The following is a 12,311-nucleotide window of genomic DNA, read 5'->3' as shown; positions in this document are numbered from 1 at the left end:
CCAACCCCCGCGCCACCTCCGTCCGGCTGCGCGCCGCCGAACGGACCCGCCCCACCCCAGACCACATGCGACCAGGATCAAGGAGTGACGCATGAGTGCGATGCCCGCCCGCACCGCCGTCGTCGAGCCGCGCCGGTCCTGGCGCCCTCGACTCCAGGTCGTGCGCAGCCCCGCCCCGGCGCGGTCGCTGGTGCCCTATCTCGCCCTGTGCGCGACGATCCTCCTCGGGTCGCTCGTCGCCGCACTCGTCATCAACACCCACATGGCCGTGGACGCCTACGCGATCTTCGAGTCCCAGAACACCCTCACCCGCCTGGTGGAGACCGAGGCCTCCCTCGTCCAGCAGGTCGAGGAGGCCGGGTCGCCGGCGTCGCTCAAGCAGCGCGCCGAGGCCCTGGGGATGGTCCCGGCCGAACGGGTCGACTTCATCGTGCTCCGGGAGGGACGGATCCTCGGCGGGGGTGAGGAGGGGTGACCTCGCGCACCCTCACGCGTCGTCACAACGCCGTCCTCACCGTCCTGCTCGCGATCGTCATCGTGTTCGCCGGACGTCTCGTCTACGTCCAGGCCCTCGAGGGACCGCGGCTGGCCGAGGACGCGCTCAACACCCGGCTGCGGCACTCCACCCTCCAGGGCCCGCGCGGGGACATCCTCGACGCGAACGGCGAGGTCCTCGCCACCTCGGTCCAGCGTTACAACGTCGGCGTCAACCAGATCCGCGTGCGTGACTTCGAGGCGGAGATCGACGGCGAGGACAAGGAGGGGGCGGTCGCCGCCGCCGCCCTGCTCGCCCCCATCCTCGGGCGTGACGCCGCCGAGCTGGGCGCGGACATGGTCGGCGAGTCGACCTTCGCCTACATCGCCCGCGGGCTCACCCCGGCGCAGTGGCGGGAGATCAGCGCCCTGCGCATCCCCGGCATCGAGCCCGAGCTCACCTCCGAGCGGATCTACCCCAACGGCACGACGGCCGGCAACGTCCTGGGCTACGTCGGACGCGACGGCGAGGGCCTCGCCGGGCTCGAGCTCACCTTCGAGGACGCCCTGCGCGGCGTCCCCGGCAGCAGCGTCGTCGAGGTGGGCCGCACCGGGCAGTCCATCCCCACCGGCCTGCGCGAGACGACGCCCGCCCAGCCGGGCGACACCCTCCACACGTCGATCGACCGCGACATCCAGTTCCGGGCCCAGGAGGTCATCGACGCGACGGTCGACCGGTACGCCGCCCAGTGGGGTGCGCTCGTCGTCCAGGAGATCGAGACCGGGCGCATCCTCGCGCTCGCCGACTCCGACACCGTCGACCCCAACGACTACCAGGCCACCCCGCCGGAGAACCGGGGCTCGCGCGCCGTCCAGGCCGCCTACGAGAACGGCTCCACCGGCAAGCTGCCGACCCTCGCCGCCGCCCTCGACGCCGGCGTCGTCACCCCGACGACGACCTTCACCACCCCGGACCGGTACACGACGCCCTCCGGGCAGACCTTCTCCGACGCCGACCCGCACGCCACCGAGCAGATGACGGTCGCCGGCATCCTCGCCACGTCCTCCAACACCGGCACGGTGATGATCGGTGACCGGCTGAGCGACGAGCAGCGCTACGAGTACATGCGCGCCTTCGGGATGGGGGAGCGGACCGGCATCGAGCTGCCCGGCGAGACCCCCGGCATCCTCGGCTCCCCGGACACGTGGGACGGACGCCAGCGCTACACGACGATGTTCGGCCAGGGCCTGGCCGTCAACCTCGTGCAGAACACCGCGATCGTCGCCGCCCTCGGCAACGGCGGGGTCTACCTGCCGCCCCGGCTCGTCGACGGCACGACCGACGCCTCCGGGCGCTTCCACGCCGCCGAGGCCGCCGAGGGGCGGCAGGTCGTCAGCGAGGAGACCGCCGCGCAGATGGTGACGATGATGGAGGGCGTCGTCTCCCAGGAGGGCACCGGCGTGCTCGGCCAGCTCGACGGCTACCGCCTCGCCGGCAAGACCGGTACCGCCCAGGTGCCCGACGATGAGGGGAACCTCACGCGCACCGTCGCGAACTTCGTCGGCGTGGCCCCCGCGGACGACCCGCAGTTCGCCGTCGGGATCGTCGTCTACCACCCGGGACACCAGGTTCCGTCCTCGATCATCGCGGCTCCGGCCTTCAAGGAGATCGCGGGCTTCACCCTCCAGCACCTCGGCATCCCGCCGTCGACGACGCCTGCATCACTCTTCCCGCTGCGGGCGCAGTGACCGCCCTGCGGCTAGATTGTCGGAACGTGACCTCAGACCAGCGCGCCCGGTGGGGGCAGCCATGATCCAGCTCACCGTCGCCCAGCTCGCCCAAGCCGTCGGAGGGCGAGCGGTGGGCGTGGACCCGCAGCAGCTCGTCACTTCCGGTGTCGTCACCGACTCCCGGCTCGCCGAGCCAGGCTCCGTCTTCGTCGCCGTCCGCGGTGAGCGGACCGACGGTCACGACCACGCCGCCGCCGCGCTCGCGGCGGGCGCCGTCGTCGTCGTGGCCGAGCGGCCCGTCGAGGGTCCGCACGTCCTCGTCACCGACTCCGTCGTGGCGCTGGGCGAGCTCGCCCGCGAGGTGCTGCGCCGGCTGCGCGCCGAGGGCTCGCTCGAGGTCGTCGGGCTCACCGGCTCGGTCGGCAAGACGACGACGAAGGACGTCCTCGCCCAGGTGCTCGCGCACGCCGGGCCCACGGTCGCGCCGCGCGAGTCGTTCAACAACGAGATCGGCCTGCCCCTCACCGTGCTCTCGGCCACCCGTGAGACGCGCTACCTCGTCCTGGAGATGGGAGCGAGCGGCCCGGGCCACATCGACTACCTCACCCGGATCGCGCCGCTGGACGTCGCCGTCGTCCTCGTCGTCGGGCACGCCCACATGGGCGGGTTCGGCACCATCGACGCCGTCGCGCACGCCAAGGCGGAGATCGTCGCCGGCCTGCGGGACGGGGGCACCGCGGTGCTCAACGCCGACGACCCGCGTGTGCGGGCGATGGCCGCCGCGGCCCCCGGCCGCGTCATCCTCTTCGGGCGCGGGGAGGACGCCGACGTCCGGGCCACCGACGTCACCCTCGACGAGCAGGCCCGCCCCTCCTTCGTCCTCCACACCGACTCCTCCGGGGCACGCTCGCGCCACGAGGTGAGCCTCGCCCTGCACGGTGAGCACCAGGTGTCCAACGCCCTGGCCGTCGCCGGCGCCGCGCTCGCCCTCGGCCTGGACGCCGGGGCGGTCGCCCGCGGCCTGAGCCGCGCGGACCGGGTGAGCGCCCACCGCATGGCCGTGACCCACCGGCCCGACGGCGTCGTCGTCCTGGACGACGCCTACAACGCCAACCCCGACTCGATGGCCGCCGCGCTGCGCGCCGCCGTCGCGATGCCCGCCCAGCGGCGGGTCGCCGTCCTCGGGCGGATGCTCGAGCTGGGGGAGGAGAGCGAGCGCGCCCACGAGGACGTCGGACGCCTCGCCGCCGCGCTCGGCATCGACGTCCTCGTCGCCCCCGGTGTCACCGGGGAGCAGGTGCGCCGCGGCGCGGGCACCGGCGTCGAGGTCCACACCCCCGCCGACGTCGGGGCCGCCGCCGAGCTGCTCGACGGGCTGCTGCGCGCCGGTGACCTCGTCCTGCTCAAGGGCTCCAACGGCTCGGGCGTGTGGCGCCTGGCCGAGCGCCTCGTCGGGGAGCCGGGAGGTGGTGCCCAGTGGTGACGATCCTCGTCGCCGGGGCCACGGCCCTCGTCATCGCCCTGTTCGGCACGCCGCTGTTCATCCGCTTCCTCGTGAAGAAGAACTACGGCCAGTTCATCCGCCAGGACGGCCCCACCGCGCACTACACCAAGCGCGGCACGCCGACCATGGGCGGGGTCGTCATCATCCTCGCGACCGTCGTCGGCTACGCGGTCGCCAACCTCACCGCGGGCCGTCCGCCGAACGCCTCCGGCCTGCTCCTCCTCTTCCTCATCGTCGGGCTCGGCGCCATCGGCTTCGCCGACGACTACATCAAGATCAGCCGCCAGCGCTCCCTCGGGCTGCGCGCCCGGTGGAAGATCGTCGGCCAGGCGTTCGTCGGCGTCACCTTCGCCGTCCTCGCCCTGCAGTTCCCCAACGAGAACTTCCGCACCCCCGCGTCGACGCACGTCTCGGTGGTGCGTGACACCGGCATCGACCTCGCCTTCGCCGGGGCCGTGCTCGGGCTCATCCTCTTCATCCTGTGGGCGAACTTCCTCATCACCGCCTGGTCCAACGCCGTCAACCTCACCGACGGCCTCGACGGCCTGGCGACCGGCGCCTCGGCGATGGTCTTCGCCGCCTACACGGTCATCGCCATGTGGCAGGCGAACCAGAACTGCCAGTTCCTGGCCGACCCGAGCTCGGCCTGGTCCGCGTGCTACGAGGTGCGCGACCCGCGCGACCTCTCGCTCATCGGGGCCGCGCTCATCGGCGCCTGCCTCGGGTTCCTGTGGTGGAACGCCTCACCGGCCCAGATCTTCATGGGCGACACCGGCTCCCTCGCCCTCGGTGGCGCCATCGCCGGCCTGTCGATCCTCACCCACACCCAGTTCCTCGCCATCGTCATCGGCGGCCTGTTCGTCATCATCGTCATGAGCGACGTCATCCAGATCGGCTTCTTCAAGGCGACCGGGAGACGGGTGTTCCGCATGGCCCCGCTCCACCACCACTTCGAGCTCAAGGGCTGGGGCGAGGTGACGATCGTCATCCGCTTCTGGCTCATCGCCGCACTCTGCGTCGCCCTCGGCCTCGGCCTCTTCTACGCCGAGTGGGTGACCGTGGCATGACCACGCTGGCGGGTGCGCGCGTCGTCGTCGTCGGGCTCGGCACGTCCGGCCGGGCGGCCGCGGAGGTGCTCACCACCCTCGGCGCCCACGTCGAGGGGGTGGACCGCAGCGAGGCGTCCGTCGAGGCCGCCCGGGCCGAGCTCGGCCCGGCCGCCCGGCTCACCGCCGCGCCGGACGACGAGACGCTCGCCGACCTCGTCCTGGGCCGCGGCGCCGACCTCGCCGTGGTCTCCCCGGGCGTCCCCGCGACCTCCCCGCTCCTCACCCGGGCCGCCGCGAGCGGTCTGCCGTGCTGGAGCGAGGTCGAGCTCGCCTGGCAGGTGCAGCAGGCCGCGCCGGGTCCCGGTCCCGACTGGCTCACCATCACCGGCACCAACGGCAAGACGACGACGGTCGGCATGCTCTCCTCGATCCTCACCGCGGCGGGGCTGCACGCCCCGGCCGTCGGCAACGTCGGCACGCCGGTCGTGCGGGTCGTCGCCGAGGGCCGGGCCGACGCGCTCGCCGTCGAGCTGTCGAGCTTCCAGCTCCACCTCACCCACAGCGTCGCGCCGCTCGCCTCCGTCTGCCTCAACCTCGCCCCCGACCACATCGACTGGCACGGGTCGTTCGCCGCCTACCGCGAGGACAAGGCACGGGTCTACGCCCGCACCCGCGTCGCGTGCGTCTACACCGACGACGTGACCCGGGCCATGGTCGAGGAGGCCGACGTCGCCGAGGGGGCGCGGGCCGTGGGCACCCGGCTGGGTGCCCCCGCCGTCGGGGAGCTCGGCCTCGTCGAGGACGTCCTGTGCGACCGCGCCTTCGACCGGCGCCGCCAGACGCACGCGGTGCCGCTCGCGACGCTCGCCGACCTCGCCCACCTGGCCCCGGCCGACGGCGGAGAGGTGCCCCGTCACGTCCTCGCCGACGCCCTGGCCGCCGCCGCGCTCGCCCGCGCACGAGGCGTGGAGCCCGCCGCCGTGGCCGCCGGGCTGCGCTCCTTCACCGGGGGGCGGCACCGGATCGAGACCGTCGCCACGCGCGACGGCGTCACCTGGGTCGACGACTCCAAGGCCACCAACGCCCACGCCGCCCGCGCCAGCCTCGGCGCGCTGCCGCCCGGGCGCGGGGTGTGGGTGGCCGGGGGCCTGGCCAAGGGTGCGACCTTCGACGAGCTCGTCCGCGGCGTCGCCGACCGGCTGCGCGCCGTCGTGCTCATCGGCGTGGACCGGGCCCCGCTGCGCGCGGCACTTGCACGACACGCACCGGATGTGCCGGTCACCGAGGTGGAGGCTGGTGACACTGAGGGCGTGATGCCTCTTGCCGTCGCCGCAGCCGCCCGGCTCGCCCGCCCGGGTGACACCGTGCTGCTCGCCCCGGCGTGCGCGTCGATGGACCAGTTCACCGACTACGGCGCCCGGGGGGACGCCTTCGCCGCGGCGGTCCGCGCGCTGCCGGGGGAGCCGGGATGACGGCGGTCCAGCCGGCACGCGCCGCGCGTGCCCTCGCCCCGGGGGCCGGGCGCGGGGCGATGCGGACCGGCGCGCGTGAGACCTCCGCCGTGCGCGGCCCGGCCGTGCTCAGCTACTACCTCGTCGGCGGGGCGGTCCTCCTGCTGCTCGCCATCGGCGTCGTCATGGTCCTGTCGGCCTCCTCGATCACCTCGATCCGGGAGACCGGCAGCCCGTGGGGCCACTTCCTCAACCAGGCGACGTTCGCGCTCATCGGGCTGCCGCTCATGGTCGTCGCCAGCCGCGTCCCCGTCGCCTGGTACCGCAAGCTCGCCTGGCCCGCGCTCGGCGTCGGCCTGCTCCTCCAGGCGCTGATCTTCACCCCGCTCGCGCGCGGCGCGAAGGGCAACACGAACTGGATCCTCATCCCGGGCACCGGGCAGACCGTCCAGCCCTCGGAGTTCCTCAAGCTCGCCCTCGCCGTGTGGCTCGGCCTCGTCCTGGCACGCAAGGCCCACCTGCTCCACCGGTGGCAGCACGTCCTCGTCCCGGGGCTCGTCGTCGCCGCCGTGGCGATCGGCCTCGTCCTCGTCGGGCGTGACCTCGGCACGGCGCTCGTCGTCGCCGCGGTCGTCGCCGGGGCGATGTTCGTCGCCGGCGTGCCGATGCGCTGGTTCGGGATCGCGGCCGTCGCCGGCGCCGCCGTCGTCTCCTTCCTCGTCATCGCCTCGCCCAACCGGATCCAGCGCGTCATGGCCGTCTTCGGCGGCGACTGCGACGAGTCGGGCGCGTGCTACCAGACCCTCCACGGTCTCTACGGCCTGGGTACCGGCGGCATCTCCGGGGTGGGGCTGGGCGCCTCCCGGGAGAAGTGGGCCTACCTGCCCGAGGCGCACAACGACTTCATCTTCGCCATCATCGGTGAGGAGCTCGGGCTGCTCGGCACCCTCCTCGTCCTCGGCCTGTTCACCGTCCTCGCCCTGGGGCTGCTCCGCATCGTGCGCCGCCACCCCGACCCGTTCGTCAAGATCACCACCGGGGCCATCGCCGCGTGGATCCTGGGCCAGGCGCTCATCAACATCGGGGTCGTCATCGGGCTCCTGCCGGTCATCGGTGTGCCGCTGCCACTCGTCTCCGCCGGCGGCTCCGCGCTCATCGCGACCCTGCTCGCCATGGGCGTCGTCCTCGCCTTCGCCCGCGACGAGCCGGGCGCCGCCGCCGGACTGCGCGCGCGGCGCGGTGCGGTGCGCCGGTCCCTCGCCGTGGTGGGGGGTCGCGGTCGTGGCTGAGCTGCGCGTCCTGCTCGCCGGCGGGGGCACCGCCGGTCACGTCAACCCCCTCCTCGCCACCGCCGCCGAGCTCGCGGCCCGTCCCGAGGGTGCCGCGCTCACCGTGCTCGGCACGGCCGAGGGCCTGGAGTCACGTCTCGTGCCCGCGGCCGGCCTGCCCCTGCGCGTCGTCCCCCGTGCCCCGCTGCCGCGCCGGCCCTCCCCGGACCTCCTGCGCCTTCCCGGGCGCCTGCGTGACGCCGTCCGCCGCGCCGCCGCGGCCGTCGAGGAGAGCCGCGCCGAGGTCGTCGTCGGCTTCGGCGGGTACGTCGCCACGCCCGCCTACCTCGCCGCCCGCCGGCTCGGGGTGCCGATCGTCGTCCACGAGCAGAACGCCCGGCCGGGCCTGGCCAACCGGCTCGGCGCCCGCTGGGCGCGCCACGTCGCCGTCACCTTCCCCGGCACCCCGTTGCCCCACGCCACGCTCACCGGGCTGCCGCTGCGCGCGCCCATCGCCGAGCTCGTCGCCGAGCGCGCGGCCGACGCCGCCGCCCGCCGCCGGGCGGGCGCCGCTGCCCTCGGCCTGGACCCCGACGCCACGACGCTGCTCGTCACCGGCGGCTCGCTCGGCGCGCAGCGGATCAACGACGCCGTGTCCGCCGGCGCCGCCGCGCTCGACGCCGCCGGCGTGCAGGTCCTCCACCTCACCGGCCAGGGCAAGGACGAGCCGGTCCGCGCCGCGACCGCAGGCCTGCACGGCTACCACGTGCTGCCCTACCTCGACGACATGGCCAGCGCCTACGCGGCCGCCGACCTCGTCCTGGCCCGCTCGGGCGCGGGCACGGTGAGCGAGCTCGCCGCGCTCGGGATCGGCGCTGTCTACGTCCCCCTGCCGATCGGCAACGGCGAGCAGCGGCGCAACGCCGCCGACGTCGTCGCCGCGGGCGGGGGCCGGCTCGTCGACGACGCGGACCTCACCGCCGGCTACATCACCGGCCCGCTCCTCGAGCTGCTCGCCGACCGCGACGGGCTCGCCGCGATGGGTCGCGCCGCCGCCGGGGCAGGTGTCCGCGACGGCGCCGCACGCCTGGCCGACCTCGTGATCTCGGCGGCCCGGGAGGGACGATGACGCGCTACCACCTCATCGGCATCGGCGGGGCGGGCATGGCGCCCGTCGCCGAGCTCCTCGCCGCCCGTGGGCTCCAGGTCAGCGGGTCCGACGCCCGCCCGAGCGCGACGCTCGAGCGGCTGCGCGCCGCCGGCATCACGGCCTACGTCGGGCACGACGCCGCGCACGTGCCCCCGGACGCGACCGTCGTCGTCTCCACGGCGGTGCGGCCCGACAACCCCGAGCTCGTCCGGGCGCGTGAGCTCGGCCTGCCGGTGATCCACCGCTCCCAGGCGCTCGTCGTCGCTGCCGAGGGCCAGGACTTCGTCGCGGTCGCGGGAGCCCACGGCAAGACGACGACGTCGGCGATGCTCGCCGTCGCGCTCTCCGGGGTCGGCGCCGACCCGAGCTGGGCGATCGGCGGCCAGGTCGCCGGGCTCGGCAGCGGGGCGCACCTCGGGCGGGGTCGGGCGTTCGTCGCCGAGGCCGACGAGTCCGACGGCTCCTTCCTCAACTACCGTCCCGCCGTCGCCGTCGTCACCAACGTCGAGCCCGACCACCTCGACCACTACGGCTCGCGCGAGGCCTTCGAGCAGGCCTTCGTCGACTTCGCCGGGCGCGTGACGGGTGTGCTCGTCGTGTGCGCCGACGACGCCGGCGCGCTGCGCCTGGCCCGGCGCGCCACCGGGACCCGGGTCCTCACCTACGGCACCGGCGCGGCGCCGGGCGTGGGGGAGGGCCACGTGCGGGTCACCGACCTCGCCCTCGGCGCGGCCGGGGCGAGCGCGGTGCTGAGCACGCCGCAGGGCCCGGTGCCGCTCGAGCTCGCCGCCACCGGGGAGCACAACGTGCGCAACGCGACCGGTGCGTGGTGCGCGGGCGTCGCCCTCGGCGCCGACCCCCACGCCCTCGCCGCCGCCCTCGGCTCCTTCCGCGGCACCGGTCGCCGCTTCGAGGACCGGGGGAGCGCCGCCGGCGTGCGGGTCGTCGACGACTACGCCCACCACCCGACGGAGGTCGCCGCCACGCTCACCGCCGCCCGCCTGGCCGCCGGTGACGGACGCGTCCTCGTGCTCTTCCAGCCGCACCTGTACTCCCGGACCGTGGCCTTCGCCGCCGAGTTCGCCGACGCGCTCTCGCTCGCGGACGAGGTCGTCGTCACCGACGTCTACGCCGCCCGCGAGGACCCGGTCGAGGGCGTCGACGGCTCCCTCATCACGCGGCGCACCGCTGCCGGGCGCTACGTGGCCGACCGGGAGGAGGCCGCGGCCGTCGTCGCCGGTCTCGCCCGCCCCGGAGACCTGCTCCTCACGATGGGCGCCGGGGACGTCACCGAGCTCGGACCGCGCATCGTGCGCCTGCTGGAGGAGCGGGCGTGAGGCCGCCCGCCCAGCCGCGCCTGCCGCGCCCCGGACCCACCCCGCACGTCCCGGTCCAGGAGGAGCGCGGCCGGACGACCGTGACGCCGCCGGCCGCGCGGCAGCAGCCCGCCCGTGAGCCGGTGCCGACCGAGCGCGCGCGGCGCTGGCTGCCGGTGCGCCAGCGCCCCGAGGACAGCCGGCCCGCCGGGCCGGGGTTCCTCGAGCGCCTCGCCGAGCGCACGCGCGCCCAGCGACGGCTCGCGTGGCGCAAGGTGCTCCTCGCCGTCGGTGTCCTCGTCACCGTCGGCGCCCTCGCCTGGGCGCTGCTCGCCTCGCCGCTGCTCGCCCTCGACGTCGAGCAGGTCACCGTCTCGGGGGCGGGGGAGGGGACGACCGTCCCCGTCGAGGCGGTGATGGACGTCGTCATGCGGCACGAGGGCGTCCCGCTCACCCGGCTCGACACCGCCGGCCTCACCGAGCAGGTCGGCGCGATCACCACCGTGCGCTCGGTGGACGTCAGCCGCTCCTGGCCGCGCGGACTGTCCGTGCAGGTCACCGCCCGCGTGCCGGTCGCCGCGGCGACGGCCGAGGAAGGGCTCGTCCTGCTCGACGTCGACGGCGTCGTCGTGGGCTCCGTCGCCGAGCCGCCCGAAGGGCTGCCGCGCGTCACCGTGCCGCTGTCCGGCGAGCGGGCAGGCCAGACCCTCGAGGCCGTGCTCGCGGTCCTCGCCCAGCTGCCCGCGGAGCTGCGGGCGGAGGTCGCGACCGCCGGGGCGACGAACCCCGCGTCGATCACCCTCGAGCTCACCGACGGCGCCCGGGTGCTGTGGGGCGACGTGGCCGAGTCCGAGCTCAAGGCCGCCGTCCTCGCCGTCGTGCGGGAGCGCCCGGCCGCGGTCTACGACGTCACCGTCCCGCGCTCCCCGACCCTCTCCGACTGACCCTGCGCACGATCCGGCGCTCGGCGGGAGGGGGTGCGGCGGTGCAGGGGTGACGGGGGACACCGCACAGGCGCGTGCGACACACCTGCCGAGGTCGTTGCCGGTGCCCTCGTCGGCCCCTAGCGTTCGGGTGCCAGAGAATGACATAAGTCTAACCCTGAGGTAGAGATTGAGGGTTAGGCCGTGTGGACCAGCAGCAGACTCAAGTGAGGGGGCCGACGTGGCGGCACCGCAGAACTACCTAGCAGTGATCAAGGTGGTGGGCATCGGAGGTGGCGGTGTCAACGCCGTCAACCGGATGATCGAGGTCGGGTTGAAGGGCGTGGAGTTCATCGCCGTCAACACCGACGCCCAGGCGCTCCTCATGAGCGACGCCGACGTCAAGCTCGACGTGGGCCGTGAGCTCACGCGCGGGCTCGGGGCCGGCGCGGACCCCGAGGTGGGCAAGAAGGCCGCCGAGGACCACGCGGAGGAGATCGAGGAGGTCCTGCGCGGGGCCGACATGGTCTTCGTGACCGCCGGCGAGGGCGGCGGCACCGGCACCGGCGGCGCGCCCGTCGTCGCCCGGATCGCCCGTTCGCTCGGCGCGCTCACCATCGGCGTGGTCACCCGCCCCTTCACCTTCGAGGGTCGGCGCCGCTCCACCCAGGCAGAGTCCGGCATCGAGGCGCTGCGCGACGAGGTCGACACCCTCATCGTCATCCCCAACGACCGTCTGCTGTCGATCTCCGACCGCAACGTCTCGGTCCTCGACGCCTTCAAGAGCGCCGACCAGGTGCTCCTGTCGGGTGTCCAGGGGATCACCGACCTCATCACCACCCCCGGTCTCATCAACCTCGACTTCGCCGACGTCAAGTCCGTCATGCAGGGCGCGGGCAGCGCCCTCATGGGCATCGGCTCGGCCCGTGGTGAGGACCGCGCGGTCCAGGCCGCCGAGCTGGCGATCTCCTCCCCGCTCCTCGAGGCGAGCATCGACGGCGCCTACGGCGTCCTGCTCTCCATCCAGGGTGGCAGCGACCTCGGCCTCTTCGAGATCCACGAGGCCGCCCGCCTCGTCCAGGAGGCCGCGCACCCCGAGGCCAACATCATCTTCGGAAACGTCATCGACGACGCCCTCGGCGACGAGGTGCGCGTCACCGTCATCGCCGCCGGGTTCGACGAGCCCACGGCCAAGCCCGTCGCGATGCCTCCCGCGCGCCGTCGTGCGGCCGAGGCGCCCGTCGCCCTCGACAGCGCCCCGAGCACTCCCGAGCCGGTCGTCGCGCCGAGCCCCGTCGTGGCTGCCAGCCCCGAGCGGGCCCCGGAGCCCGAGCCGGTCTACGCGGGTCGCGAGGGCGAGCAGCGCCGGCCGCTCGAGGTGCCGCGCGTCTTCGACGAGGAGCCGGTCCGCGGTCGTCGCGAGGAGGACCTCGACATCCCCGACT

At 74.8% G+C, this 12,311-nt stretch carries 10 protein-coding genes; all 10 read left to right on the top strand.

The window, feature by feature from the left end; genetic code table 11:
* Window positions 1-91 precede the first annotated feature (91 nt).
* Window positions 92-475, top strand: coding sequence for a hypothetical protein (locus FHE66_RS13900; RefSeq protein ID WP_139073568.1), 384 nt, complete (start codon window positions 92-94; stop codon window positions 473-475).
* Window positions 472-2,223 (top strand): penicillin-binding protein 2, encoded by a 1,752-nt coding sequence (locus FHE66_RS13895; protein WP_139073567.1) that lies wholly within the window; start codon window positions 472-474, stop codon window positions 2,221-2,223. The genes FHE66_RS13900 and FHE66_RS13895 overlap by 4 nt, the downstream gene beginning before the upstream one ends.
* A gap of 61 nt (window positions 2,224-2,284) precedes the next feature.
* Window positions 2,285-3,688 (top strand): UDP-N-acetylmuramoyl-tripeptide--D-alanyl-D-alanine ligase, encoded by a 1,404-nt coding sequence (gene murF, locus FHE66_RS13890; protein ID WP_176554789.1) that lies wholly within the window; start codon window positions 2,285-2,287, stop codon window positions 3,686-3,688.
* Window positions 3,682-4,776 (top strand): phospho-N-acetylmuramoyl-pentapeptide-transferase, encoded by a 1,095-nt coding sequence (mraY, locus tag FHE66_RS13885; protein ID WP_139073565.1) that lies wholly within the window; start codon window positions 3,682-3,684, stop codon window positions 4,774-4,776. Before murF ends, mraY begins: the two co-directional genes overlap by 7 nt.
* Entirely contained in the window at window positions 4,773-6,230 is a 1,458-nt protein-coding gene (gene murD / locus FHE66_RS13880) for a UDP-N-acetylmuramoyl-L-alanine--D-glutamate ligase (RefSeq protein ID WP_139073564.1), read from the top strand. The genes mraY and murD overlap by 4 nt, the downstream gene beginning before the upstream one ends.
* Entirely contained in the window at window positions 6,227-7,498 is a 1,272-nt protein-coding gene (ftsW, locus tag FHE66_RS13875) for a putative lipid II flippase FtsW (RefSeq protein WP_369692769.1), read from the top strand. The genes murD and ftsW overlap by 4 nt, the downstream gene beginning before the upstream one ends.
* Window positions 7,491-8,606, top strand: coding sequence for an undecaprenyldiphospho-muramoylpentapeptide beta-N-acetylglucosaminyltransferase (gene murG, locus FHE66_RS13870; RefSeq protein WP_255303753.1), 1,116 nt, complete (start codon window positions 7,491-7,493; stop codon window positions 8,604-8,606). Before ftsW ends, murG begins: the two co-directional genes overlap by 8 nt.
* Entirely contained in the window at window positions 8,603-9,964 is a 1,362-nt protein-coding gene (gene murC, locus FHE66_RS13865; protein ID WP_139073563.1) for a UDP-N-acetylmuramate--L-alanine ligase, read from the top strand. The genes murG and murC overlap by 4 nt, the downstream gene beginning before the upstream one ends.
* Complete coding sequence (locus FHE66_RS13860) at window positions 9,961-10,887, top strand: cell division protein FtsQ/DivIB (protein ID WP_139073562.1); 927 nt, start codon at window positions 9,961-9,963, stop codon at window positions 10,885-10,887. The genes murC and FHE66_RS13860 overlap by 4 nt, the downstream gene beginning before the upstream one ends.
* 220 nt (window positions 10,888-11,107) lie before the next feature.
* Window positions 11,108-12,311, top strand: a 1,204-nt coding sequence (gene ftsZ, locus FHE66_RS13855; RefSeq protein WP_139073659.1) for a cell division protein FtsZ, incomplete at its 3' end; no start/stop codon positions are given.

Origin of the sequence: Georgenia sp. 311, from assembly GCF_006151955.1 — a bacterium.
GTDB classification, from domain to species: domain Bacteria; phylum Actinomycetota; class Actinomycetes; order Actinomycetales; family Actinomycetaceae; genus Oceanitalea; species Oceanitalea wutianyii.
This window is presented reverse-complemented; position numbering and strand designations above follow the sequence as displayed.